Origin of the sequence: Natrarchaeobaculum aegyptiacum (assembly GCF_002156705.1) — an archaeon.
Lineage (GTDB): Archaea > Halobacteriota > Halobacteria > Halobacteriales > Natrialbaceae > Natrarchaeobaculum > Natrarchaeobaculum aegyptiacum.
This window is the reverse complement of record NZ_CP019893.1, coordinates 108,836-133,740: the sequence shown is the minus strand read 5'-3', so window position 1 is coordinate 133,740 and position 24,905 is coordinate 108,836. Positions and strand designations below refer to the sequence as shown.

19 protein-coding genes, 1 tRNA gene and 2 rRNA genes are annotated in these 24,905 nt (G+C 65.2%); 8 read left to right on the top strand and 14 right to left on the bottom strand.

Annotation, left to right across the window (positions count from 1 at the left end; translation table 11 throughout):
* Nucleotides 1-60: 60 nt before the first annotated feature.
* Both B1756_RS00630 and B1756_RS19135 read right to left on the bottom strand, forming a co-directional pair.
* Nucleotides 61-474, bottom strand: a complete 414-nt coding sequence (locus tag B1756_RS00630; RefSeq protein WP_086886787.1) for a GIY-YIG nuclease family protein — start codon at nucleotides 472-474, stop codon at nucleotides 61-63.
* Between the two features lie 113 nt (nucleotides 475-587).
* Nucleotides 588-2,318 (bottom strand): hypothetical protein, encoded by a 1,731-nt coding sequence (locus B1756_RS19135; protein ID WP_152031242.1) that lies wholly within the window; start codon nucleotides 2,316-2,318, stop codon nucleotides 588-590.
* 209 nt (nucleotides 2,319-2,527) lie between these two features.
* Between B1756_RS19135 and B1756_RS00610 the strand changes: the two genes are divergently transcribed.
* From B1756_RS00610 to B1756_RS00600, 3 genes are all read left to right on the top strand, one after another.
* Entirely contained in the window at nucleotides 2,528-3,589 is a 1,062-nt protein-coding gene (locus B1756_RS00610) for an NAD(P)-dependent glycerol-1-phosphate dehydrogenase (RefSeq protein WP_086886783.1), read from the top strand.
* Between the two features lie 201 nt (nucleotides 3,590-3,790).
* A complete protein-coding gene (locus B1756_RS00605) occupies nucleotides 3,791-4,756 on the top strand; it encodes a cyclase family protein (protein WP_228434427.1) in 966 nt (321 codons plus the stop codon).
* A gap of 5 nt (nucleotides 4,757-4,761) precedes the next feature.
* Nucleotides 4,762-6,483, top strand: coding sequence for an acetate--CoA ligase (locus tag B1756_RS00600; protein WP_086889977.1), 1,722 nt, complete (start codon nucleotides 4,762-4,764; stop codon nucleotides 6,481-6,483).
* 89 nt (nucleotides 6,484-6,572) lie between these two features.
* Here the strand turns inward: B1756_RS00600 and B1756_RS00595 are convergent, their stop codons facing one another.
* From B1756_RS00595 to B1756_RS00575, 5 genes are all read right to left on the bottom strand, one after another.
* Nucleotides 6,573-7,592, bottom strand: coding sequence for a lysylphosphatidylglycerol synthase transmembrane domain-containing protein (locus B1756_RS00595; protein WP_086886781.1), 1,020 nt, complete (start codon nucleotides 7,590-7,592; stop codon nucleotides 6,573-6,575).
* Between the two features lie 124 nt (nucleotides 7,593-7,716).
* On the bottom strand, nucleotides 7,717-8,388 hold the full coding sequence (locus B1756_RS00590; protein WP_086886780.1) for a molybdenum cofactor guanylyltransferase: 672 nt from the start codon (nucleotides 8,386-8,388) through the stop codon (nucleotides 7,717-7,719).
* 153 nt (nucleotides 8,389-8,541) lie between these two features.
* On the bottom strand, nucleotides 8,542-10,368 hold the full coding sequence (locus B1756_RS00585) for a S9 family peptidase (RefSeq protein WP_086886779.1): 1,827 nt from the start codon (nucleotides 10,366-10,368) through the stop codon (nucleotides 8,542-8,544).
* 66 nt (nucleotides 10,369-10,434) lie between these two features.
* Nucleotides 10,435-11,619, bottom strand: a complete 1,185-nt coding sequence (locus B1756_RS00580) for an asparagine synthase C-terminal domain-containing protein (protein WP_086886778.1) — start codon at nucleotides 11,617-11,619, stop codon at nucleotides 10,435-10,437.
* Nucleotides 11,616-12,302, bottom strand: a complete 687-nt coding sequence (locus tag B1756_RS00575; RefSeq protein ID WP_086886777.1) for a PHP domain-containing protein — start codon at nucleotides 12,300-12,302, stop codon at nucleotides 11,616-11,618. The genes B1756_RS00580 and B1756_RS00575 overlap by 4 nt, the downstream gene beginning before the upstream one ends.
* A gap of 342 nt (nucleotides 12,303-12,644) precedes the next feature.
* Between B1756_RS00575 and B1756_RS00570 the strand changes: the two genes are divergently transcribed.
* Nucleotides 12,645-12,839, top strand: a complete 195-nt coding sequence (locus tag B1756_RS00570; protein ID WP_086886776.1) for a 30S ribosomal protein S17e — start codon at nucleotides 12,645-12,647, stop codon at nucleotides 12,837-12,839.
* 200 nt (nucleotides 12,840-13,039) lie between these two features.
* Here the strand turns inward: B1756_RS00570 and B1756_RS00565 are convergent, their stop codons facing one another.
* Complete coding sequence (locus B1756_RS00565; RefSeq protein WP_152031241.1) at nucleotides 13,040-13,297, bottom strand: hypothetical protein; 258 nt, start codon at nucleotides 13,295-13,297, stop codon at nucleotides 13,040-13,042.
* Nucleotides 13,298-13,495: 198 nt separating this feature from the next.
* Between B1756_RS00565 and asd the strand changes: the two genes are divergently transcribed.
* Both asd and B1756_RS00550 read left to right on the top strand, forming a co-directional pair.
* On the top strand, nucleotides 13,496-14,530 hold the full coding sequence (gene asd / locus B1756_RS00560) for an aspartate-semialdehyde dehydrogenase (protein ID WP_086886774.1): 1,035 nt from the start codon (nucleotides 13,496-13,498) through the stop codon (nucleotides 14,528-14,530).
* Between the two features lie 450 nt (nucleotides 14,531-14,980).
* Nucleotides 14,981-15,361 (top strand): DUF7344 domain-containing protein, encoded by a 381-nt coding sequence (locus B1756_RS00550; protein ID WP_086886772.1) that lies wholly within the window; start codon nucleotides 14,981-14,983, stop codon nucleotides 15,359-15,361.
* 28 nt (nucleotides 15,362-15,389) lie between these two features.
* On the opposite strand, the gene B1756_RS00545 is transcribed toward B1756_RS00550, so the two are convergent.
* Nucleotides 15,390-15,821 carry a universal stress protein gene (locus B1756_RS00545; RefSeq protein ID WP_086889976.1) on the bottom strand — a complete coding sequence of 144 codons (432 nt, stop codon included), beginning with the start codon at nucleotides 15,819-15,821 and terminating at the stop codon, nucleotides 15,390-15,392.
* Nucleotides 15,822-15,995: 174 nt separating this feature from the next.
* Complete coding sequence (locus tag B1756_RS00540) at nucleotides 15,996-16,949, bottom strand: NAD(P)-dependent oxidoreductase (protein ID WP_228434586.1); 954 nt, start codon at nucleotides 16,947-16,949, stop codon at nucleotides 15,996-15,998.
* Nucleotides 16,950-17,141: 192 nt separating this feature from the next.
* Here B1756_RS00540 and B1756_RS00535 point away from each other — a divergent pair, with 192 nt between their 5' ends.
* Together B1756_RS00535 and B1756_RS00530 are read left to right on the top strand one after the other, a co-directional pair.
* Entirely contained in the window at nucleotides 17,142-18,533 is a 1,392-nt protein-coding gene (locus B1756_RS00535) for an NAD(P)/FAD-dependent oxidoreductase (protein WP_086886771.1), read from the top strand.
* A gap of 173 nt (nucleotides 18,534-18,706) precedes the next feature.
* Nucleotides 18,707-20,581 (top strand): globin-coupled sensor protein, encoded by a 1,875-nt coding sequence (locus B1756_RS00530; protein WP_086886770.1) that lies wholly within the window; start codon nucleotides 18,707-18,709, stop codon nucleotides 20,579-20,581.
* A gap of 294 nt (nucleotides 20,582-20,875) precedes the next feature.
* On the opposite strand, the gene B1756_RS00525 is transcribed toward B1756_RS00530, so the two are convergent.
* The 4 genes from B1756_RS00525 to B1756_RS00510 all read right to left on the bottom strand — a co-directional run bounded on the left by B1756_RS00525 (nucleotide 20,876) and on the right by B1756_RS00510 (nucleotide 24,905).
* The gene (locus tag B1756_RS00525) at nucleotides 20,876-21,241 is read right to left on the bottom strand and encodes a DUF7344 domain-containing protein (protein WP_086886769.1); all 366 of its coding nucleotides are present in this window, start codon (nucleotides 21,239-21,241) and stop codon (nucleotides 20,876-20,878) included.
* A gap of 184 nt (nucleotides 21,242-21,425) precedes the next feature.
* A 5S ribosomal RNA gene (gene rrf, locus B1756_RS00520) occupies nucleotides 21,426-21,547 on the bottom strand.
* A gap of 147 nt (nucleotides 21,548-21,694) precedes the next feature.
* Nucleotides 21,695-24,611: ribosomal RNA gene (locus B1756_RS00515) — 23S ribosomal RNA — on the bottom strand.
* Between the two features lie 222 nt (nucleotides 24,612-24,833).
* Nucleotides 24,834-24,905, bottom strand: a tRNA-Ala gene (locus B1756_RS00510).

Below are 24,905 nucleotides of genomic sequence, written 5' to 3'. Positions count from 1 at the left end.
GGTACCACATCGCAACCGTCCGTGATAACGTATCGGGTCGGTGCAGGCGTGAGTCTCGAGCTACTCGGTCACTCGGTGGCCACCCGCGTCGACGGCCGCCTCGAGAACCGCGTCGGCCGACGCCGTCGCGAGCAAGTGGGCCGGACAGTCACAGTCCGACGCGCCGAACCCGTCGACGGACTCGCCGGGCAGTGAGCCTGCGAGTTCACACTCCCGGTCGGCGTCGGGGAAGGTGATCGCGTCCTCGAGCGTCGTGTCGGGGTGACCCAGCAGGTAGTCGACGTGCCAGTGGCGCGTCTCCCGTTCGCCGTGTGCAAGTTCGCGGTGGCGGTCGATGCGGGCGAACCCGCCGGGCCCGAACGCGCTCCCGACGTAGACGTAGACACCAGCCCGAAACGTCACGTCACCGAGCGCACCGACCTCGAGGCTGACTGCTCGCGGAACGTCGATCACGAGGAGGTAGGTTCCGCCCATGCGGTCGTGGTGGGATCGATCGGGCAAAAGCGCTACCGTCTGGTCGCGCGGCGGTTGCTCGTGGGGCGGAGTCGGTGACGTACGCAAGAAGAGTTCGACCAGTCCGCGGGCGATCACTCGTCCCGATAGTGATCGTGTCGGGTTCCGTCGTCACCCTGATCGCCCTCGTGGACGTGTCGGCGGTTGCGCCGGTCGTCGCCAGCGTCGGTCGATTCGCGCTGGCCGGGTTGCTGGGCGTGTGCTCGCGGCTGGTCACGCTCGACGCCGCGCTCCTCGCGCCGTTCGGCGTCGCCTTCGGTCCAGGTCGTCGGCTCGTCCCGGCGTTGCTGCTGTTCGTGGGTTAGCCCACCGCCGGAGCGTTCCTGGGTCCTGACGTCGTCCTCGCCGACGTAGTGGGGAATCTCGCGGCGACCCCGTGGATCGTGGTCCTCACCCTCGAGTCGCTCCCGGTCGGATCTGCCGACGCTGGCGTCGCGCCGGTCAGTACTGGTCGACCGCTCTCGCTCCTGACCGCGCCCGCCGCGTTCGGTGCGACGACGCTGGCGGTCGAGCCCCTCTTCGACGGGGGAGCCCGTCCGTCCCCCGGCTTCGCCACCGTGGGTATCGGGTGTCCCGGTTCGACGCTCCGCCGGGGGAGCGCTCGCCCGTGATCGGTCGGGAGACTGCTCGGATCGTCCGTGGGGCCGACGCTGGGACTCCTGTTCGTGCTCGTGACCCTCCTGCCACCGGGGGCGGGGCTCGCTCCGGGTGGACGCCGGGTCGCTCGAGTGGCGGTCACGCCGTTGCTCCCTGCCGGCCGTCTCCCGACGCGGCGACGTGCGCCCCTCACCGCGGGGTTCTGGCCGCCGCCGAGATTCGTGTCCCTCGCCCCGGGAGGAACGGTCGTCCACGTCTCCCTGTCGAGAACGTTCTCGGGCGCCCTCTCGGGAGGGGTGACTCCCCGCGTCACGTCGCCTGCCACCGCGGGACCGGGTGTGATCAGTGCCGGGTCGACCATCGCGAGACCGGTCGTCGAATCGGTCCCCACCGCGGCGTTCGTCACCCATCTCCGCGTCTCGGGGCTGTCCGCGTCCTTCCGATCGCTCTCCTCGAGGTCGTTCCTGCCGACGGCCGCGTTGGCGATCGCTTCGGCGGTCGGACTCCTGACGGTCGAACGATTCAGCCTGCGACCTCTCCGCCCGCCGGGGTGACTGTGCGCGTTGCTCTTTCCGACCTCGCCCGGACTCCGATCGGCCGGGCTCGAGCGGCGGCGGTCCCCGACGGTCGTCGTGTCGTGCGCTCCCACCGTACTCGAGGTTCGCCTCCCGCCGCGCGTCGGTGTGGAACTCGTCCGAGCGCCCGTCGCGTCGGTGTTCGCCTCGCTGGTCACCGGCCTGCTCCGTCCGCCGTCGGTTCCGGTCTCGAGACCGCTCGCCAGACCGGGACTTCGCGTCGGTCGATCGATCCGACGGCTGGTGGCCGCCTCGAGGTGGCGGTCGTTCACCGCTGTCTATCGGTCGCGACTCGGTCTGTCGGTCGCGATCGCCGTGGTGCTCGCGGCGCGTCGAGGATCGTCGGTCGTCCTGGCGGGGCTGTGGCCCCCGGTGGGACCGGCGAGACTGGAACTGTCGATCGTCGGCGGGTCCGTGGTCGCCGGTTTCTCGCCTGCCGTAGCCTCGCTCCGGCGGTGCGTCGCGCGATCGCTCGTCCCGGTGGTGAGCGTCGTCCCGGCCGTGGCGTTTGCCCTCACGGTCACGACCGCCGCGACGGTCGTCCGGTGGGTGCGTCGCTCGCCGGTCCTCGTCGGTCGATCGTTCTGTACCGCGCTCTCGTCGGTCTCGTCGATCGTCGTGTCTGTCAGTCATGGTTCTGGGACGTCGTCTTCCGGGGTCGCGTGCCGTGGCGCCGATGTGCTCCGCTACGCGCTGCTCTCGGTTCGCGGTCGGCGGTTCGCCCACGACGCTGAAAAGTAACGGGCGCGCGGTCGCTTGCAGGTCGGCCGACCCGCGACGACCAGCCAGCACCCGTCGGCGAGAGAAAAACACGTAAAGCCCGTGGGTGTGACAGAATAGCTATGTTCGAGAAGTCGACGTGGATACGGCTCCCGCGGAACGTCGTCGTCGGTCACGGCGTTCGAGACGCGGTCGTCGAGGTCGTCTCCGACCTCCACCTCGAGGGCCAGCCGCTCGTGGTCACCAGTCCGACGCCCCGGGAGGTCGCCGCCGAGCCAATGGTCGCCGACTTCGAAGCCGCTGGCGTCGAGCCAGCGGTCGTGACCATCGAAACGGCGACGTTCGAGGCTGTCGAGCGCGTCATCGAGGTCGCCGACGAGACCGACCCGTCGTACCTGATCGGCGTCGGGGGCGGGAAGGCGATCGACATCGCGAAGATGGCCAGCGACCACCTCGAGATGGGCTTTCTCTCCGTGCCGACGGCGGCCAGTCACGACGGGATCGTGAGCAACCGGGGGTCGGTCCCCGACGGCGACACGCGTCACAGCGTCGCCGCCGAACCGCCACTGGCCGTCGTCGCCGACACCGGAATCCTCGCGGAGGCTCCGTGGGAGTTGACGACCGCGGGCTGTGCCGACATCATCTCGAACTACACTGCAGTGATGGACTGGCGACTCGCCCACCGTCTCAAGGACGTCGAGTACTCGGAGTACGCTGCCGCCCTCTCGGAGATGACCGCCGAGATCCTCGTCGACAACGCCGACCTCGTCCGGCCCGGACTCGAGGAGTCGGCCTGGATCGTCACCAAGGCGCTCGTCTCCTCTGGCGTCGCGATGAGCATCGCCGGCTCCTCGCGACCGGCAAGCGGCGCCGAGCACCTCTTTTCCCACCAGCTCGATCGTCTCGCGCCCGGTGTGGCACTGCACGGCCACCAGGTCGGCGTCGGATCGATCCTCACCGCCTACCTCCACGGCGGCGAAGCCGGCATCTGGCGGGACATCCGGAACGCGCTCGCGAGCATCGACGCCCCCACGACCGCGTCGGAACTCGGCATCGACGACGACACCGTCGTCGAAGCGCTCGCGACGTGCCACGCGATCCGCGATCGGTACACCATCCTCGGCGACGGCATGGACGAGCGCGCCGCTCGAGAGGTCGCAAGGAAGACCGGCGTCATCGCCTGAAAGCCGACCGCCAGAGCACGAGCCGACTGTCTCGCTCGAGTCGGTAACGGGAAATCCGCCCGAATCCATCCACATCCTCCCAGCGTGGGCATCGGGACGAAACCGATTGCCGCCTACCACGTCGGCTCAAACGGCCAGTCACGACGGATTCGGCTTCGATGCGACCAGAACGTTTATCTCTCACATCGTGGGCACTGTCGAATGGTACCAATGTCCAGAGACATTGCGGACGTACTCGAGGATGCACCGAGCAACTGGGGGAAGTGGGGCGACGAGGACGAGATCGGCGCGCTGAACTACCTCACCGCAGACGAGGTTCTTCGCGGCGTCGAAGCCGTCGAACACGGGAAGACGTTCACCCTCGGCGTCCCGATCGGTCGGCCCGAAGGGGATCCGGTCTGGCCGGGACGGACGGGCGCAGACCACTACATGGAACTCGACAGGGGTCACTTCGAGTCCGGAAAATTCGAACTGGCCGGATCGGGTGGGCTCGAGTACGCAGACGACGTCATCTACATGTTCCTGCAGGGGACGACCCAGTTCGACGCCCTCGGCCACGTCTGGTACGACGACACGCTGTACAACGGTTTCGACGCCGGGACGACCAAGGGTGGAATGGAAAAGTGCAGTATCGAGCCGATCGCCGACCACGGCGTCATCGGACGCGGGGTCTTGCTCGATATCGCCCGGTACATGGACAAAGACTGGCTCGTCCGCGGCGAGCGCATCGAACTCGAGGACTTGCTCGAGTGTGCCGACGAGCAGGGGGTGGAACTCCAGCCCCGTGACATCCCCATCATCAGGACCGGCTGGATCGAACTCTACTACGAGGAAGGCGACGAGGCGTTCTACGGCGACGAGTTCGACGAGCCGGGGATCACCTACTCCGAGGACCTCGTCGAGTGGTTCCACGAGATGGAGATCCCGGCTTTCGGGACCGATACCATCGCGAACGAACAGACCGTCTCCGACGAAACCGAGACACTCCTCCCGTTACACGGTGCGCTCTTGCGCGATCAGGGGGTGACGTTCAACGAGATCAACAGGCTCGACGAACTGGCCGACGACTGTGCCGACGACGGCAAGTACGACTTCCTCTACGTCGGCTCGCCGCTGAAGATCGTCCACGGAACCGGCTCGCCGGTCAACCCGGTCGCCATCAAGTGATCACCATGCAAGGACAACGACTCGAGGCCTATCACTTCCACGAGCGCGAGTGGGACGGCTACGACCAGCTTCGCGAGGCGTTCGAGTGGGAGGTGCCGAACCGGTTCAACATGGCCACGTTCGTCTGTGATCGGTGGGCGGAGGACGGGGAGACGAGCGACCGGGTCGCCCTCTACGTCGACGGCGAGCGCGGCGAGCGTGACCAGTACACCTTCGGCGAGTTCCACGAGGTGACGAACCGACTGGCGAACGCCCTCGCAGACGCCGGCGTCGAACGGGGCGACCGAATCGGCGTCAACGCCCCGCAGACGCCGGAGACGGTCTTCGCACACGTCGCCGCGTGGAAACTCGGCGCGGTCTCGGTGCCGCTGTCGACGCTGTTCGGCCCCGACGCCCTCGCCTACCGACTCACAGACAGCGAGGCCCGGGTCTGCGTCGTCCACGAGTCGAACGTCGACGCCCTCCGGGAGGTCGCAGCCGACGTTCCGACACTCGAGTCCGTGCTCACTGTCGGCGACGTCGACCCGCCCGACGACGACCACGACGACCTCGAGGACGACTTCTGGGAGGCACTCGAGGCACAGCCGTCGGCGTTCGAGACCGTCGACACGGCCGCCGAGGACGACGCGATCGTCATCTACACCAGCGGGACGACCGGGGACCCGAAGGGCGTTCGCCACGCCCATCGGATGCTCCTCGGGCACCTGCCGCTGTTCCTGACGACGTTCTGTAACCTCGAGATCGGCGCAGACGACGTCTACTGGACGCCGGCGGAGTGGGCCTGGATCGCCTCGCTGTTCGACGTCGTCGTTCCCGGGCTCTACTACGGCAGGCCGGTCGTTGCCTACGAGGGCGGCGAGTTCGACCCCGACGCGGCCTTCGAGGTGATCGAGCGCTACGAGGTGACGAACTTCTTCGCTCCACCAACGGCCCTGCGGATGATGATGCAGGTCGAGGAGCCCCGAGATCGGTTCGACGTCGACTCCGTCCGCGTCATCCCGAGCGGCGGCGAATCGCTCGGCCAGAGCATCGTCGACTGGGCCGAGGCGACCTTCGACGGTGCGGCCGTCCACGAAGGGTACGGCCAGACCGAGGCCAACCTGCTGGTCGGCGACTGTACGGCCCTCGCCGAGTTCCGCGAGGGGAAGATGGGACGTCCCGCACCGGGCCACGACGTCAGGATCGTCGATCCCCAGACTGCCGAGGCGACCGTCGAACCGGGCGAGGTCGGCGAGATCGCCGTCCGGTACGAGGGGAACCCGGTCTGTTTCAAAGAGTACCTCGGGAAACCCGAACGCACGGCTCGAAAGGTCCGCAACGGCTGGCTACTCACCGAAGACCTCGGGACCGTCGACGGGGACGGCTATTTCGCGTTCAAGAGTCGCACGGACGACGTGATCATCAGCGCCGGCTACCGCATCGGCCCCGAAGAAGTCGAAGAGAGTCTGGCCGGCCACGACGCGGTGGCCGACGCGGCCGTCATCGGCGTCCCCCACGACGAACGAGGCGAAGTCCCCAAGGCGTACGTCGTCCCGGCCGAGGGGGCGACGCCCGAGACGGACGACGACCGGACGACCCTCAGGGACGACCTGAAGACCCACGTCCGAGAACGACTGGCGGCCTACGAGTACCCCCGCGAACTCGAGTTCGTCGCGGAACTGCCGAAGACGACGACGGGGAAGGTTCGCCGGGCGGACCTGCGCGACCGCGAGGGCCTCGAGCCCTGACGGAAGATCGCTCGTGCTCGTTTTGCGGGCACCTTCTCACGGGTTCCAGCGGACAGTCACACCAGGGCGCTGGGACAGCTCCCAGAGACTCACCGGCTCTCTGGCGGAACGAGCGTGTGATAGACGGCGACGATCCCGCAGAGCACGAGGTGCGCCCAGTACGTCGAGAGCCGGTAGAGAATCGCGCCCGCAGTCCCAGCGCCCGCGGAGACACCCGCCGTCGCGACGAGCAGCCCCGCGAGGACGATCTCGACCCCGCCGCTACCTCCCGGAAGCGGGACGACCCCGCCGAACGATGCGAGCGGCGCGCAGACGAGCACCAGCGCGAACGGGACGTCGACCCCGAGCGCGAGGAGGACGAAATACAGCGGCGCGGCGTTGAACAACCAGCTGACGACGGCGATGGCGAACGCCGCCGCGAGGGTTCGCCGGGAGGCCTGAATCGCCTCGAGCGTCCGGAAGAATCCCTCGATTCGAGCCGTCAGAATCCCGTCGGCGCGTTCGGGGGAGAGTTTGGGTACACGGCCTGCGGCGGACTCGAGGCGGCTCGTCGCGCCGACGGTAAGCGAGCGTGCGAGGCCGCGTTCGAAGACGACCGCGACGAGGACGACGGCTACCAGGCCACCGGCGGTGAGGAGTGCGACGCTCGTCGAGACGCCCGAGAGCGAGCCGCCGCCGACGGCTGCGACGAGGATCACGCCGACGACGGCGACGACGAGGCTCGCGAGGACGTTGAACGCTTCCGCGGCAGCGACCACCGCGAGGTTGTCCTCGAACTCCGACTCGGACGGCCGGCTCAGCAGGTAGGCGGTGATCGGCGTCCCGGTCGACCGGCTCCAGGGTAACGCACTCCGGGCGAAGTATCCGGTCAGGTAGGCAGTGACGAACGTGAGTCCGCGAGCCGAGCCGTCGACCGGCGCGAGCAGCCGGTAGACGAGCGCCGCCCGGAGTGCGAGCATCCCGAGCCCGACGACGACGGCGACCGTGAACGCGACCGGGTTGGCCCGACGGACGTTCTCGAGGACCTCCTCCCAGCCGACCCCGTAGACGAGGAGGGCGACGACCGCGACCGCGAGCGTGAGACCAGCCGCCGCTCGTCGCCAGCGCATGGCCGGAGTAGGGTCCGACGGGCGGTTAATGCCATCGGAACGGAAAGCCCGTGATGGGTCACGTCGCGTCCGTTCTACCGTTGCTTGCGCGCGCTGTTCACCAGCGCCACGTCACGGTAGCGCTCTACGCCACGTCACGGTAGCGCCGTGCTGCCCGGTCCAGTTCCTCGCGGGTGTTGACGTTCTCGAACGTTCGCTCGCTCGTCACCGACTCGAGGGCGTCGTGGTCGACGACGACGTATTCGAGGTCGAACAGCGGCTCGATGATTCGTCGGTCCCCTCGAGCGAGCGCGCGGTCGCAGGCGTCGGCCATCGGCTCGGCGCGGTAGACGGCCTGGGTCGTCTGGAACCACTCGTCGTTCAACTGGGGGACCGCCGCCTCCGCGTCGGCGGCTCGTTCACACAGGTACTCGAGCAGGCTCGGATCGACGAACGGCATGTCACAGGCGACGACGGCGACGAGGTCGTCCGGGGCCCCCCGACAGGCGTGTCGGATACCGGCCATCGGCCCGAGATCCGGCTCGTCGTCTTCGACGTAGCGCACCTCGAGCGGGTACCTCCCCATCGCCGCCTCGATCGCCGCGCGCTGGTCTGCCCGGCAGTTGACCAGCAGGTTGTCGACGACCGGATCGCCGTCGCTGGCTGCGTCCCCGCCGGGATCGACCGACGCGGCCGTGCCGGCGAGTCGGTTCGCAACGCGTCGAATCATCGGCGTGCCAGCCAGCGGTGCGACGGCCTTGTCCGCCTCACCGAATCGGGTCGAGCGCCCGCCTGCGATGATCGCCCCCGTAACCATACGCGGTCTTCGGGGGTCGCAAGAATAGGTGTGGTGTTCGGCGAACGTTCTCGACACGTCCATCTCCAGCACTCATACGGTTTGCTGTGACGATGTACTGGAGACCGCAGGACGGGTCGCGGTTGCTCCGGAAATGAGGTACAGCAGACCGTATCAGACGTGCTCGTCGAGGAAGTCCGCAATGTCCGAGTAGGCCTCGATCCGGTTCTCGAGTTTCGAGAAGCCGTGACCCTCGTCGTCGAAAATGAGGGTACGGACGGGGACACCCTGGGACTCGGCCTTCTCGGCGATCTGTTCGGCCTCCCCGACGGGAACTCGTGGATCGTTCTCCCCGTGGAGGACGAACAGGGGTGCCTCGATGGACTCGATGTTGTTCGTCGGCGAAATTTCCTCGAGGAACTCCCGGTCTTCATCGAGACTTCCGTACTCGGCCTCTCGAAGCTCACGTCGCCAGTCGCCGGTGTTCTCGAGGAAGGTGACGAAGTTGGCGATGCCGACGACGTCGACGCCGGCCGCCCAGAGGTCGGGGTACTCCGTCAGCGCCGCGAGGACCATGAACCCGCCGTAAGAGCCACCCTTGGCGGCGACCCGGTCGGGATCGATCGCGGGATGATCCTGCAGCCACTCGACGCAGGCCCTGATATCGGCGACCGAATCCATCCGCTTCTCGACGTCGTCGAGTGCGGCGTAATCGGCACCGTAGCCCGCAGAGCCGCGGACGTTCGGCTCGAAGTATGCGTAGCCGCGATCGAGGAAGTACTGTTTGACCGACGAGAACGAGGGCCGACGCTGGCTCTCGGGGCCGCCGTGGATGTCGACGATGACGGGGACCCCGTCGTCGCTCGAGTCGTCGGACCCGTCGGGCAACGTCAGAAAGCCCGGCACGTCCAGTCCGTCGAAGCTCTCGACGTGGACGAGTTCGGACTCGTCGAACGTCGCCCGCGGGATGCCGGCCGTGGGTGCGTCGGTCCACTGTTCGGCCTCGCCGGTCTCGACGTCGACCACGAAGACGTTCGTGTTGACCGTATCGCCCGTCGTCGACAGCGCGAACCGCTCGGCGTCGGGACCGAAACTGACGCCGCCGGCGACGCCGCCCGGCAACTCGGGCCCGGGGAACGTCTCGAACGCTGTCGGCTCTTCCGGGTCCAGTTCGCCGACGGTCAGGTCGGTGTAGCCCTCGACGTTGCGCGAGTAGACGAACCGCCCCGTCTCGTCGTCCAGCGCGATGCCGTCGACGTTCCACCCGTTCCCGTCGGCGACCGTCTCGAGCTCGCCGCGCTCGAGGTCGAGATAGGCGAGATAGAGCGTATCGGCGTCGCCCTCGTCGGTGACCAGATAGATCCCCTCGCCGCCGGGTGCCCAACACGCGCTCTGATAGCGGACGTCGCCCTCGTGGGGGGTGAGGTGCTCGAGCGCTGGCTCGTCGGCCTCGATGTCGAGCACGTACAGGTCCTGATCGAAGTTGGAGTAGGCCTGCGAAACCAGCAGCCGGGAGTCGTCGGGACTCCAGCCGGCGAGCGAGAGCCAGCCGTCGCCCTCGTAGACGAGTTCGGCCGCATCGCCGGTCTCCTCGCGGCCCTGAACGTAGAGGTCGAAGACGGCCTCGTCCCGCCGATTGGAAGCGAAGGCGAACCGCTCGCCGTCGTGGCTCCAGCCGCCCCAGCGGTGCTTGGCATCGGGCTTTCGGGTCAGATTCGTAATCTCGCCCGATTCGGCGTCGAGACGGAACAACTGGGCGCGCTCGTTGCCGCCCTCGTCCATCCCGAAGATCAACTCGGGACGCTCGGGCGACCACGAGGCGAAGGTCACCCGCTCCTCGTAGAAGGTTCGCTGTTCGGGCCATTCCCGGGACCCCTCGAGCGTCCAGACCTGCGGCGTCCCGGTGGTGTCCATCAGGAACGAGAGCCGTTCGCCGTCGGGGCCGAACGACGCGCCGTAGGCGCTCCGGACGTTGAGGTAGCGTTCGATGTCGTAGGCCATAGCAGAGGCGTCGTGCCTCGAGCCGGTAGGCGTTTGGGTTCCCCGCAGAATCGACTGGGCCGACGCTCAGCGTCCGGGCTCGAGTAGCGACCTGACGTACGTCGAGACGTGGTCGTCCATCCGGCGCTTGTAGCCGTTCTGGCGGGCGAGCCGGTCGAGTTCGCGCGCGACGAGGCTACCGTACTGGACGGCCTTCTTGTCTCTCGTCGCGACCGACTCGGGGAGGTGCCGGCTGGCGACCGTCCGGAGCCCGCGTTTCCGGATCTCCTCGTCGGCGAGCAAGGTGTCGGGGAGTCTGAATGCAGCCCGGACCACGCGGTCGTCGAGCAACGGCGCGACCGGGTCGACGCCCGCCGCCTCGACGGCGAGGACGTCACGGGGAAGCTGCTCGGCGAGGCTCCGGATCTGCTCTCTGACCGCCTCCCGGGTCGTCTCGGCCTCGACGCGGTGATCGAGGTGGACGACCTTCTCGTAGCCGCCGAACAGTTCGTCGGCCCCCTGGCCGACCGCCAGCGCGTCGAACCCGTCGGCGCCAACGCGCTCGGCCGCCAGAAACAGCGGGAGCGCGATCTGGACGTCCATCGCGTTCGTTCGCCCAATCGCGCGGGCGAGGCCGGGGACCGCGCGCTCGATGTCAGCCGGCTCGAGGTCGACGACGGTCAGGTCGGCTTCCCGTCCCATCACCGCCGCGGCCTCGCGGGCGGCCTCGACGTCGTGGCAGCCGTCGAATCCGACGACGTACAGCGGTGCGTCCAGTAACTCGGCGACCAGTGCCGAATCCACACCGCCGGAGAAGGCGACGGCGACCTCCCGATCGCTCTCTCGGACGCACGCAACCGAGTCACAGATCGCCTCCTCCAGCGCCTCGAGTGCGACGTCCGGCTCGACGGGAGCTGGATCGGGGAGTGTCCAGTGGCGATAGAACGGGGACGACGAGACTGCGTCGGGCTCGAGGGTGTCCGGGTCGACCGCTGTAGCCTCGAGCGCCGCGGCGTCGAGGTCCTCGACCGGCGTCACGGTTCCGGCGGGAACGGCCACCGGATCCTCGAGCGCGGTCGGACTGAACGCCCAGCCATCGGTAGCGGTGACGGGACCGGTGCGGTCGACGTACAGCGGGACGCGCCCGAGCACGTCGCGGACGAGTCGGCCCTCGAGTTCGCCCGCAAAGCCGGTTCCGCCCGGGAACGGCTCGTCGTCGGCGATGGCTCGCTGGACGCGATCGCTGTCGCTGCCGCGGAGCCCAGCGGTCATTCGAACAACCCCACGATCCCGCTTCGTACCCGCCGGGAGACGCCGCCGGCAGCCTGTCGAAAACTGATGTGCCACGGCGTTCGCTTCCCCTCGACCGAGGTACGTCCGGCACGGATCGCCTCGAGAATCGCGTCGACCGATTGTTCCTCGGCGTCGACGCGGGTGACCGCCTGTCCGACCATCTCGCTGATGTGGGCGTCGCTGCCGGACGTCATTGGCATACCGTGGGACTCGGCGAACCGCCTGGCCTGGCGATTCGCACGGCCGGTGAGCAACCGGGAGTTGTACACCTCGATCGCGTCGGCCTTCGTGAGCTGGGCCCGCGAAATGCGGGCCATCACGCCGTGTCGGGACTCCTGGAACGGATGGGGAATAACCGCCAGTCCGTCCTGTGCGTGTATCTCCTCGATCGTCGTCTCGTAAGAGAGGCCGGGCGGGACCGCCTCCTCGAGTCCGAACCCGAGGACGTGCCCCGCCTTGCTCGAGATTTCCATCGCAGGAATCGCGACGAGGCCGTACTCCGGGGCCAGTTCGACAGCCTCGAGACTGGCGTCGATCTCGTCGTGATCGGTGATCGCGATGGCGTCGAGGCCGACCCCCTGGGCCTGCTCTAAGATGAGCTCGACGGGGTCACGACCGTCGTAGGACAGCGCCGAGTGCACGTGGAGTTCGACCGACAGCACGTCTCTTCCTTCACGGCGACCGATCAAAAGCGCCCCGGTCCCGACCACGCCCGAGCGCCGTGATCTCACGGCACACGCTGGGTTTCTGCCCGGCTCGATCTCCGCTCGAGACAGTGTGCCGTGACACCGTCGCCGGCTCCTCGAGCGACGCTTCTCGATGGACCACCGTTTCCGAACACCTGCCCGTGCGCTCGCGACACCTGTCGCTATTTTACGGTCCAGAGCGACCGGCGCGAACGGAAATCACGCCGCTATCGTGTGATCCCTGATGGACTCACGCGCAGTGGCTGCCAGAGCGCCCCGTATCGTAGTACCTAAGAGCCTCTGGACGGACTCTCCGATATGGCAATCAAACCGGCCTACGTCAAAAAGACCGGGAACCTCCTGCTCGAACGGTACCCGGACGCGTTCACGACCGACTTCGAACAGAACAAAGAGAGCGTCGCAAAGCTCACGAACGTCGAATCGAAAGGCGTTCGCAACCGCATCGCCGGCTACGTCACCCGAAAGAAGAGTTCGCAGGCGGCGACCGCGTAAGGCAGTTTTGTCCTCGATCTCACCCGCACTCGAGCGGTAGCTGTCCCTGTCGTCGGGGTCACAGGGCGGTCGCCAGCTATCGTCAGTCCCGTCGCGCACAGTCGCTGGCCAGTGACAGCTCTCGACCGGGGCCGGGGCTCGGGCGGTGGCTCACCAGTGTGGATCGGTCGAAGACGGGAGAAGACGAGCGGAGATCCGACCTAGCGACCGAAGCCGGATTCCATGAACGCCGCCATGACGAACGCGGTGACGGCAACCAGCGCGAGGAGCATGAATCCGATCGACCCGTTCAGGATGTTCAGTTCGGTTCCGACGACCGGCAGCGTCGAATCCTGGTAGCCCGTCCAGAGGAAGACGGGGGCGGCCACGAGCGCGATGACGCCGACGATCGTCGAGGCGATGTTGAACGGCGAATCGAACAGGGAGAGGCCGTCGGACGTCGTCTCCGAAGTGGTCACGCGAACCACCGCCCGTTCGCTGGACCCGACTGCGGTTCGGCTCTCGTCACGTTTCGGTGTGCGTACATTGTCTGTCACTGTATCACCCTGGTTTCTTAATCCCTTCTATCACCGTCGACCGGCGATGCGCAGTCGATCCCGACACCGCTGCACTCCAAATCCAAACGGTTTTGCGGACCCATCACCGAGTGCGGGAAAATGGCAGTACGAGTTGGCGTACTCGGCGCGACTGGTGCGGTCGGACAGCGACTGATTCAACTTCTCGACCCCCACCCGGAGTTCGAGATCGCAGCCCTCACCGCGAGCGCCTCGAGTGCAGGCAAACAGTACCGACAGGCAGCCAAGTGGCGCGTCGACAGTCCCATTCCCGAGGACGTCGCCGAGATGACCGTCACCGCAACCGACCCCGACGAGGTCCCGGACGACGTCGACCTCCTGTTCTCGTCGCTCCCCTCGTCTATCGGCGCCGAGGTCGAGCCCGCGTTCTGTGAGGCCGGCTACGTCATGTCCTCGAACTCCTCGAACGCCCGCATGGCCGAGGACGTCCCGCTCATCATCCCGGAAGTCAACGCCGACCACCTCGAGTTGCTCGAGGTCCAGCGCGACGAGCGCGGCTGGGACGGCGCGATGGTCAAGAACCCCAACTGCTCGACGATCACCTTCGTCCCGACGCTCGCCGCACTCGAGGAGTTCGGCCTCGAACGGGTTCACGTCTCGACCCTGCAGGCGGTCTCGGGCGCTGGCTACGACGGCGTCACCTCGATGGAGATCATCGACAACGCCATCCCCTACATCGGCAGCGAAGAGGAGAAACTCGAGACCGAGTCCCGCAAGCTGCTCGGGGAGTTCGACGGTGCAGAACTCAGCCACGACAGCGTCGAGGTCGCCGCCTCCTGTAACCGCATCTCAACGCTCGATGGCCATCTCGAGAACGTCTGGGTCGAAGCCCAGGAAGAACTGACCCCCGAAGACGCCGCAGACGCGATGGAAGCGTACCCGTCGCTCGACCTGCGCTCCTCGCCAGATCAGCTCATCCACGTCTTCGAGGAGCCTGACCGACCACAGCCCCGGCTCGACCGCACCCTCGGCGGCGGCATGGCCATCTCCGCAGGCGGCTTCCGCGAGTCCACCTTCGGCCTCCAGTACAACTGTCTCGCTCACAACACGATGCGCGGCGCTGCCGGCGCGAGCGTCCTCAACGGCGAACTGCTCCTCGAGAACGGCTACCTCTAGTACCGTTCCGGGCGTCGACTGCAGGGTGGAACTGGCCTGCGGCGACGGATGCGGCCCCGCAGTTCAGGCCTGGACCGCCACCAGGTCGGCTGTTCCGTGACTTTCCCTCACGAACACCTACCCACGGTCACGTAGCGACGGCTCGTGGGATCCCGTCTGCCAGTCGAGTCCCGGCCTCACTGGAGTCCGATTCTCGAGCCTGCCGTCGGGGTGCTCGCAGGTCGTTCGTCACGGCCAGTTCTCGAGCCGATTCGGACTCGCCACCGCACTCGAGTCTCAATCCGACGAAACACTCCTCGAGTCGCGACGTTCTCGCCTGCAGATCGGATCTAGAATCGCCACCAATAGCGACTGCTGGCATCGAAATCGTGAGATCCGACAGCCGACCACTCCAGAATACCACTGTACGTTGGCGGTGGCTACTATTGCGTCCAGTCCCAAGCAGGGGTAATGCTTCCAGTCACTGGCGATCCGGAAACGCTGCGACCACCCGGCTCGTCGACGACGGACGCTGACTCGACGACTGCAACCCTCAGCGACCGCGACCGACTCGTCCTCGAGTACCTCGAATCCCGCGGTCGGGTCCCGGTCGAAACACTCGCCGACCACCTCGCGTCGTCCCTCTCGGGCGCCGAACGATCGACCGTCGCCGAGTGGGGCGACGCACTCGTCGGCACGCGCCGGCGCATCCACATCGGGCTCCGACACAGTCACCTGCCACGCCTCGACGACGCGTCGGTCATCGACTACGATCCGTACGAAAAGGTCGTCTCGATCCGCGCTGACGGACTCTCCTACCTCGAGGACGCACCCGACTACCGGCTCGACTGATCTCTATTGGTCGTCACGGCGTCCGCGCTCAGTTTTGCTCGAGTGGCAACGCGACGACCGGGATGGCCGCTCGCTTTACCATCTTGCGAGCGACGTCGCCGGTCAGTAACTCTGCCAGTCGGTTGCTCTTTCGTGCCGTAAAGACCACCGCGTCCGCATCGCGGTCGTCTGCTGCCTCGAAGATCGTTCCGACGACGTCGGTGCCGAACAGTGTCGCCGTCTCGACGGTTCCCGGTGCGTCGACGAGCGGTTCGCGCGCTCGCTCGAATATCTCGTCGGCGTACTCCTTGCGACGTTCCATCGGTGCCTTGTCGATCGACCCGCCGCCTTTCTCGATCACGTTCACGAGTATGACGGTGCTCGACTCCCCGAGGTGAGCCGCGAGCGCCGTCGCCGTTCGCTCGCCATCGTCGGGATCTGCAGCCGGGACGACGACGGTTCCGTCGAACGTGAGCGTCATCGGCTCACCCCCGCCTGCTGCGCGCTCGGTCCCAGCCTTCGACTCCTCAGGAACGCTGTCGATCGGTTCATAGGTGAACATCGGCGGCGACTGTCAAAAAACCACTCTCGAGCGCCGGCCGGGATCGGTTGCTGCGAGTCCGCGCGCGACAGCCGACCGTCGCCGGGTCGTGTCTCAGCGTGGTAGCACCTGGTTCTCGAGGGACGCTTCGCCACCCCCTGTGGCGTGTCGCTCGGCGTTCTCGGCGACGACGTCCGCGAGCCGATCGTAGTACTTCGGGGTATGGCCCGCGTTGTGGGGGGTGATCTGGACGTTGCCGAAGTTCCACAGGGGGTGGTCCTCCGGGAGCGGTTCGGGGTCGGTCACGTCCAGCGAGGCACCCCGGAGCTGGTGTGAACGGATCGCCTCGACGAGCGCGTCCGTGTCGACGACCGGCCCGCGCGCGACGTTCACAAGGACCGCCCCGGGGTCGATCGTCGTCAGGGCGTCACGACCGATCAGCCCCCGGGTCGTCTCCGTCAGCGGACAGGCGAGCACCAGATAATCCGTCCGTGCGAGCGCGCCGTGGAACGGCTCGTCGCCGAACCCGACCACCTCGTCGGTCGGCCCACCCTTCTCGGGAGTATACCGCACACCGATCGTCTCGACGTCGAACGGCTCGAGTCTGTCGGCGACCGCCCGTCCGATCGCGCCGAGGCCGACGATCGTGACCGTCGAGCCGTGGAGTTCGTGGGCCTGATAGTGACGCCACTCGCGACGACGCTGCCGGCGTGCGCCCACGTGGAACCGTCGGGTAAAGTGGAGGATCGCCCCCAGCACGTGCTCGCCGATGTTCGGCCCGTGGACGCCGGAGGCGTTCGTCACCCGGACGCCCCGCTCTTCGAGTGCCTCGAGCGGCAGGTGGCCCGTCCCGGCGTAGGCACACGCGAACACCTCGAGATTCTCTGCGGCCTCGAGCAGCGACTCGTCGAGAGTCATCCCGGTGACGAACCGCGCGTCCCGGATCGCCTCGCGCTCTTCGGTGGGCGTTCGCGCCAGGTCGACCGTCCCGCCCGGTAATCGGTCGCGGATCGCGTCTGCGTACTGTTCGACGGGAATCCCGTGGGTTCCCCGCCTGAGGACGAGCACGTGGGGCTCGCCGGCTGTGTCTGTACCACCATCTGTCTCGCGGTCGACGTGTTCTGCGTCGCTCCCCGTCACGACCGAATCCACGCAGGAAACGATCAAAAACGTTCGTCAAATGTGATCTCGGACCGTCACGCCCGGCGACGGATCAGAAATGCAGGTAGTTTATTACGAGTCACTGAGACCAAACCCAGTATGAAACGCGTTGACGTCGCGATCGTCGGCGGAGGGGCCGCCGGTGCCGCCGCGGCAGAACGGGCTGCCGCCCACGGCGCCGAGACGGTGCTGTTCGAGCAGGGCGTCCCCCGGGAGGACCGTGAGGCCCTCGGTCCGGACTCGACGGACGCCGCCGGCATGCTCGACTACTGGATCGACATCATGGACTTCGACTACCGGGAGATCCCCGACGACGTTATCCACCGCGAACTCGGGGGGACGGAGTTTATCGGCCCCAGCACGGCCGTCGAACTGACGACGACCGGGATGGGAGCCAGCTACGACAAGTTCGGCTACACCTTCCACCGGGCACGTATGGACGACTGGCTCCACGAGCGCGCCGAAGACGCCGGCGCCGACCTCCGGATCGGCACCAGCGTCACCGACCTCGAGACCGACCTCCGTGCCGAAGGGCCGGCAGGACCGACCCACACCCTCACGCTCGCCGACGGTGACCAGCTCGAGGCCCAGTACGTGATCCTCGCCGACGGCCCCCAGCGCCGGATCACCCTCGACGCCCTCGACCAGTTCACCCCGCCGGGCAGGTCGATCTCCGACTACCTCTCCCCGCCGGAGGCAAACCACATCGCCTACCAGGAGTACCGCGAGTTCCCCGAGGAACTCTTCGAGGAGTTCGAAGACACCCTCAAATTCTGGTGGGGCTACATCCCCGGGGAGACCGCCTACCCGTGGGTCTTCCCCAACGACGGCACGGTCGCCCGTGTTGGCCTCACGATGCCCATCGGGATGGACCTCGCCGACGTCGACAACCCCGGTGCGTACAAACTCCTCCGACCAGAAGACGATCGACTCCCCTCTGGCTCCGAGTACATCCGCCGCCTGCTCGAACTCGAGTACGGCGACGAGTACGATATCGACGAGGAGATCCCGGTCGTCGAAGACCGCGGCAAGTCGAAGGGGACCGAGACCTACCCCATCTCCTCGACCCGGCCGATCGACTCGCCCGTCGGCGCGAACATCGCCGTCGCCGGCGGTGCGATGGGCACGACCTCCGCGTTCCACGAGGGCGGCTACCACGTCGCCGTTCGCTCGGGCAAGATCGCCGGCCGCCTCGCCGCAACTGACTCACTCGAGCACTACAACGATCTCTGGAAAGACGCCATCGGCGACGAGATTCTGCGCAACGTCGCCTTCGCAGACATCGTCGAAGACTACACGCCCGACGACTGGGACTGGGCCTTCGACGTCGTCACCGACATGCAAGGCGACACCAACGACAACGTGCTCGTTTCGAACCGTTACTCCGCGGGCATCGACGCGATGAAGATCCTCGGCGCATACAAGAAACGGAAGTTCAAATACCGCGACGGGCGGTACGTCCAGTTCCCCGAGGACAAGTACATCTACTGATTCTGAGTAAACTGCCACTCGAGTCACAGATCCGATTCGAACGCCTCACACTTCCAACCGAACGCGTACAATGATCCGAGCGAGCGGTCGTCATCAATTCTTCGACGCCCACTTCCCACGGGGTGGAACCTGCCCGAACGGCTAAGAGTCACGATTAATGAGATATACGTGGTATGGACTCACGTGGTGCAGCCCAGTCGAGGGTGGGGCGTAGAAGCGAGGTGGACGAACGGGAACTGGTCGCGGAGATCGGTCTCGACGAGGATGAACTCGAGTGGCGCAAGTCGTTCATCGGACTCGACGAGTGCGACGAACGACGACTGGCCAACCTGACGCCGCTGTTCGACTCGATCGCCGACGAGGTGGCCGCCGACTTCTACGAGCACCTCCAGTCGTTCGACGACTCCAGAGCCGTCCTCGAACGCTCCGATCGATCGCTCGAGGCACTCGAGGCCTCGCAGGCAGAATACCTGCGCAGTCTGGGGGAATACGCCTACGACGACGACGCGAATCCGGGCTACGGCATGGACTACGTCCGCCAGCGGGCAGTGATCGGCAAACTCCACAGCCTGCTCGACATGCCCGCCAAACAGTACATCGGTACCTACGTCCGCTATCACGAACACCTCCTGTCGGCACTGTTCGACCAGTTCGTTTCCGACCTCGAAGGAGCCCTCGACGAGGAAGCCCACGACCTCGTCGAGCGCCGCGCAGACGAAACCCTCGCGGACGCCCTCGCCGTCCTCCGACTGACGAACCTCGACCTCCAGGTCGCGATGGACACGTACAACCAGAGCGAGTCGGAATCCGTCTGGATCAACGCTCTAGACGAAATGATCGATCCCGTCATCGTCATCGACGACGACGAGGACATCGTGGTCTACAACGAGGCCATGGCAGACCTCACCGGCGTCCCCGAATCGCAGGCGAAAGGGATGGAACTCTGGGAACTGTTCCGGACCGACGAAACCCACGACACGACAGACACCATCATCGAACGCGTCCTCGAGACCGAATCCCCCATCCGCGACTTCGACGTCAAGGTTCTCACCCACCGGGACGAACTCGTCGACGTCGTCCTCTCGAACGCACCGATGTACGACGAACACGGCGATCTCATGGGCGCCGTCTCCGTCATCCGCGACGTCACCGAACTCCGTGAAAAAGAACGCACACTCGCCGAAACCAGAGCCCGCGTCACAGACGAAATCGGCTCGCTCGCCACCACGCAGGAATCGACCGCCCGCGAAATCGCCGAGACCATGGCCGACCTCGAGTCCCGGGCTACCGAACAGGTCGCGATGGCAGACGAGATGCGCGCCGAACTCCACGACTTCGGTGCCACTATGGAGGAAGTCGCCGCCAGCGCCAGAGACGTCTCTACGGCCGCCGAAGAGTCTCAACGGACGGCCGACGCAGGACTCGAAGCCAGCACCGAGGCGAAAGCCGCCGTCGACGACGTCGTCGAAACCGTCGACGACCTCCTCGAGACGGCAACTCAGCTGCACGAGCGGATGGACGAGATCGACGAGATCGTCGACGTCATCAGCCAGATCGCCGACCAGACCAACCTGCTCGCACTCAACGCCAACATCGAAGCCGCCCACGCCGGTGAGGCAGGCGACGGGTTCGCCGTCGTCGCCGACGAAGTCCAGTCGCTGGCCACAGAAACGAAAGCCCAGGCCAAACAGATCACCAACCGGATCGAACAGGCACAGACCCAGAGCGACCGCACCGTCGACGCCGCTCGCGAAACCAGCCACACCGTCTCGAGCGCCAGCGGCGACATCGACGACGCCCTCGAGTCGCTCGAAGAGATCGCCACCATCGTCGACGAAGCGGCCACCGGCATCGACGAAATCGCTGCCGCAAACGACGACCAGGTCGAGAGCGTCGACGAGATGGCCACCATGGCCGAAGAGTACGCCGAGCACGCGACCGCTGCCCTCACAGCAGCCGAAGACACCGCCTCGCTCGTCGACGACCAGCTCGAGATCGCCGAACGAATCCGCACCGAGATCTCGAGTTTCGAAACCGACGACACGTAAGCCGTGGACGGGCGCCACGCGAGTGAAACCGTTATACGACGTCCTCCCCTAGAACCGATGCGTGCCTTTAGTCCCCGCCCGAGTACACCCATCCGGGTGCGATGACAGTGCGGCGAACCCGGGCACGCGACAGGGCCGAGAGCACCCACGATCGCTCTCCACCCGGCACGAGGGTTAGCCAGCCGACGCGGCACGCCGCCACGGAATGACGCTGGACGTTAGTGTTCCGGGTGACATTTCGAACACTCGAGAACCATCTGCCGGCACTCGAGGCGTCGTGGAGACGCGGTAAAATTAGCACTCCCAGCCGTCCATCGACGCCTCGGTCGATCGATCCTCACACTGTCTGGCTTTCGTTACCGTTGGCTCGACCTCGTCGAACCGATCTCCCTGTGCCACGCGGTCGATCGCTGGCTCGTACTCGATTATCCCTCGTTCAGCCAGTAGCGGCAGATGGTTGTGACACAACGAGAGCCGGATCGAGTTCGGATCAACGGCGGACGTCTCCACCCGCGCTCGCTCCCGCCTGTGGACCGCTTCTGTAAGCCCGTCGACGTCCACTTCCCCGACCGACTCGAGTTCGTACAGGACGTCTCGGCGACGGGAGTCGGACAGTACGTCGTACATCGCGTCCAGCCAGTCGGCCCCGACGGTTTGCATGGGTAGACGTTCTTACTCGGGCGGTTAAGGGTCACTCCAAAATAATTTGGTATACTAATTGCCGATCGAACGACGATCGAGCGTGGTCGGTTTCGAACGGGATCCGCGACGCTATCGCTCGCTATCCGAACTGAAAATGGCCCACACAGCGTGTGCTGTGTGGGCCTGTGAATGAAGTATGAGGAGTCGGCGGCGAATCGACGTTCCCAGAGGGTCTCCCACTCCAGTAGTTGCCGATACGCAGGCGGGCTTATCTTCCGTGTTCGGAACGGGTACGGGAGGTACCCCGCCGCTCTGGCCGCCGTAACGCCGATTCACGGATTCGAACCGTGATGATACCAGTATCGGTCGTCCGGTGGTACGACATGCTGCGTACTCAGAAACCGCGTCTACGTGTAGTCCAGTTTGCGTCTGGACCCGTTCTCGGGTCCGATCCAGATGCGTTGTAGTATGAGTGTGTGGCTCGATCGGTTAGTGCTCGCGGGCTCAACACCTCGTTGCCTCGGTGCGTACACCCCGAGTCTATCGAACTCGTCTTCTACGAGTGATCTCGGTGGTTCCTCTTTTCCAGGTGGGTTTCCGGCTTAGATGCGTTCAGCCGTTACCCCGTGGTGCGTGGCTGCCCGGCACGTGCTCTCTCGAACAACCGGTACACCAGTGGCACCCATTCGTAGTTCCTCTCGTACTATACGAACGTTCCCGTCAGGAACCATAACACCCCCAATAGATAGCAGCCGACCTGTCTCACGACGGTCTAAACCCAGCTCACGACCTCCTTTAATAGGCGAACAACCTCACCCTTGCCCGCTGCTGCACGGGCAGGATGGAGGGAACCGACATCGAGGTAGCAAGCCACCCGGTCGATATGTGCTCTTGCGGGTGACGACTCTGTTATCCCTAAGGTAGCTTTTCTGTCAGCAATTGGCCGCATCAAGCAGCCTAATTGGTTCGCTAGACCACGCTCTCGCGTCAGCGACGGTTGTTGTGCCCGTCACTGTCAGGCTTCCGTTTGCTCTTGCGCTCTTCCTCGGGTCTCCGACCCGAGTGAGGAAACCTTGGGGCGCGCTCGATATCTTTTCAAGCGCGTACCGCCCCAGTCAAACTGCCCGGCTACCGGTGTCCTCCGCCAGGAGTGAGAGTCGCAGTCACTATCGGGTAGTATTTCAGTGGTGGCTCGGTGGCCCGCTGGCGCGGGTACCTGTGTATCGCCTCCTACCTATGCTGCACAATAGCGACCACGTCTCAGCGACAGCCTGCAGTAAAGCTCTATAGGGTCTTCGCTTCCCCTTGGGGGTCTCCAGACTCCGCACTGGAACGTACAGTTCACCGGGCCCAACGTTGGGACAGTGACGCTCTCATTCATCCATTCATGCAAGCCGCTACTGAAGCGGCAAGGTACTACGCTACCTTAAGAGGGTCATAGTTACCCCCGCCGTTAACGGGTCCTTCGTCCCATTGTACTGGGTGTTCAGATACCCGCACTGGGCAGGATTCAGTGACCGTACGAGTCCTTGCGGATTTGCGGTCACCTATGTTGTTACTAGACAGTTGGAGCGTCCGAGTCACTGCGACCTGCCACTTTCCGTGGCAGGCATCCCTTCTTCCGAAGGTACGGGACTAACTTGCCGAATTCCCTAACGTCGGTTATTCCCGACAGGCCTTGGCTTTCGCCGCCACGAGTACCTGTGTCGGATCTCGGTACGGACAGTGTGCTCACCTTTTCACGGGCTCTAGGTTGACCTCTCTTGCGCTATCCAGCCATTCGTTCGCTTCCTGCCATTACGGCTTCCACGAACTTCGACTGTTCGACTGGGCGAGTGCCCAGTAGAGGCGGCCCCAAAGCGTCGGCTTTGAGTGCACACTGGCATAGGAATATTAACCTATTTCCCTTTCGTCAGCTTCGACTTACGGGCTGACTTAGGACCGGCTAACCCTCAGCTGATAAACATTGCTGAGGAACCCTTACTCGTTCGGCCGTCGGGGTTCTCACCCGACTCACGCTGCTACTATGACCAGGATTTTCGTTACTGCACGGTCCACACGACCTTTCGGCCGTGCTTCCGCCCGAACAGAACGCCGACCTACGCGATCACCCTGATGGGTGCGGCTAGGTCTCGGTGGTGGACTTGAGCCCCGATCATTTTCGGCGCCGCAAACCTCGGCCGGTAAGCTGTTACGCTTTTCTTAGAGGGTAGCTGCTTCTAAGCTCACCTCCCGGCTGTCTAGGGCTTGCGACCACCTTCGATCGCACTTAGTCCACACTTGGGGACCTTAACCCAGCTCTGGGTTGTCTCCCTCACGGTACACAGGCTTACCCCGCGCACCGGACTCCCTGCGTCGAACGGCGTTCGTAGGTTCGGAGTTGGACAGGGAGGCACACTCCTCTCGGAGTGCGATCTCCCAATCCGTCGCTCTACCCCACGAACTACCTCGGCAGAGGTCATGCTTCGACATGTTTCGGTCGGAACCAGCTGTTTCCGGATTCGATGGGCCTTTCACCCCTAGACGTAGGTCACGCGAGGGTATTGTAGGACACCAACGCTAACGGGCCTCCACGTGCCTTTCGGCACGCTTCACCCTGCCCACGCCTAGATCATCCGGTTTCGGGTTGTACCCGTTTGACTCCCCGCCCTTGAAGACGGCGGCCCTCACGCAAAGCGCTGCGGCCATGTCGGTTTCCCTATGCCTTCCTCGATGATCGAGTTAGACTCGCCAAACAGGTACACTCCCTGGTCCGTTTTTCAAAACGTACGACGGAACTTCGGCTCCCCGAGATTCCTACTGGAGGTTCGCACCTCGGTCGTTTCTCTCGGGGCCTTGTAAGCCCCGTCGCTCTATCGCCAACTGATTTCACGCCCTATTGCACCTCCCTTCTTGGGGTGCTTTTCAGCGTTCGTTCACACTACTTGTTCGCTATCGGTCTTGAGGAGTGTTTAGTCTTCGCGGTCGATGCCCGCGATCTTCACGAGGAATATCCAATCCCCGATACTCTGGAGCTGACTCGTCTCTTACTGGTCTACAGTACGGGACTGTCACCCTGTTTCGTGCTCCGTTCCAGGAGACTTCTTGTAGACGGTCGGAGAGTGATCGTCAGTCCGAACACCACATTGCCCGAAGGCTTCGGTTTGGACTGCGTCGCGTTCACTCGCCGTTACTAACGACATCGCGTTTGCTTTCTTTTCCTGCCGATACTGAGATGTTTCAGTTCTCGGCGTTCCCCATTGCGCGAAGCAATTGCGGTGGGGATTCCCATTCGGAGATCCCAAGTTCTTCCCCTCCGTGCGGGTCCCTTGGGCTTATCGCAGCTTGGCACGTCCTTCTTCAGCTCTCAAGCCGAGCGATCCACCAGCTGGCACAGTAGCCACGTTCATCGGATCGACGTTGCAGATGCAACGATTGTGACCCGGGAACGGGTCCAGTGGACGCCTGGACTACACGTACACACGGTCTCATCCGCACCCCCGCTGACAAACGGGGCTGCATCAACCCTTCCCACCTCCGCTTGCGCGAGGTGGTGCATCGGTTTGCGTTCGGATTGAATCAGAGTCCCCTGCCACACTTAAGGGCACGGATCTCGATTCGCTCCGAGACATGGACCCACTGGGATTCGAACCCAGGGCATCCTCCTTGCAAAGGAGGCACTCTCCCACTGAGCTATGGGCCC

What these genes read in the sequence shown, in the direction of transcription:
- B1756_RS00550 (WP_086886772.1), top strand. Translation starts at nt 14,981, where the DNA reads ATGCTTCCAGTCACTGGCGATCCGGAAACGCTGCGACCACCCGGCTCG.
- B1756_RS00585 (WP_086886779.1), bottom strand. Translation starts at nt 10,368, where the DNA reads ATGGCCTACGACATCGAACGCTACCTCAACGTCCGGAGCGCCTACGGC.
- asd (WP_086886774.1), top strand. Translation starts at nt 13,496, where the DNA reads ATGGCAGTACGAGTTGGCGTACTCGGCGCGACTGGTGCGGTCGGACAG.
- B1756_RS00610 (WP_086886783.1), top strand. Translation starts at nt 2,528, where the DNA reads ATGTTCGAGAAGTCGACGTGGATACGGCTCCCGCGGAACGTCGTCGTC.
- B1756_RS00580 (WP_086886778.1), bottom strand. Translation starts at nt 11,619, where the DNA reads ATGACCGCTGGGCTCCGCGGCAGCGACAGCGATCGCGTCCAGCGAGCC.
- B1756_RS00535 (WP_086886771.1), top strand. Translation starts at nt 17,142, where the DNA reads ATGAAACGCGTTGACGTCGCGATCGTCGGCGGAGGGGCCGCCGGTGCC.
- B1756_RS00605 (WP_228434427.1), top strand. Translation starts at nt 3,791, where the DNA reads ATGGTACCAATGTCCAGAGACATTGCGGACGTACTCGAGGATGCACCG.
- B1756_RS19135 (WP_152031242.1), bottom strand. Translation starts at nt 2,318, where the DNA reads ATGACTGACAGACACGACGATCGACGAGACCGACGAGAGCGCGGTACA.
- B1756_RS00530 (WP_086886770.1), top strand. Translation starts at nt 18,707, where the DNA reads ATGGACTCACGTGGTGCAGCCCAGTCGAGGGTGGGGCGTAGAAGCGAG.
- B1756_RS00600 (WP_086889977.1), top strand. Translation starts at nt 4,762, where the DNA reads ATGCAAGGACAACGACTCGAGGCCTATCACTTCCACGAGCGCGAGTGG.
- B1756_RS00595 (WP_086886781.1), bottom strand. Translation starts at nt 7,592, where the DNA reads ATGCGCTGGCGACGAGCGGCGGCTGGTCTCACGCTCGCGGTCGCGGTC.
- B1756_RS00525 (WP_086886769.1), bottom strand. Translation starts at nt 21,241, where the DNA reads ATGCAAACCGTCGGGGCCGACTGGCTGGACGCGATGTACGACGTACTG.
- B1756_RS00630 (WP_086886787.1), bottom strand. Translation starts at nt 474, where the DNA reads ATGGGCGGAACCTACCTCCTCGTGATCGACGTTCCGCGAGCAGTCAGC.
- B1756_RS00590 (WP_086886780.1), bottom strand. Translation starts at nt 8,388, where the DNA reads ATGGTTACGGGGGCGATCATCGCAGGCGGGCGCTCGACCCGATTCGGT.
- B1756_RS00545 (WP_086889976.1), bottom strand. Translation starts at nt 15,821, where the DNA reads ATGACGCTCACGTTCGACGGAACCGTCGTCGTCCCGGCTGCAGATCCC.
- B1756_RS00570 (WP_086886776.1), top strand. Translation starts at nt 12,645, where the DNA reads ATGGCAATCAAACCGGCCTACGTCAAAAAGACCGGGAACCTCCTGCTC.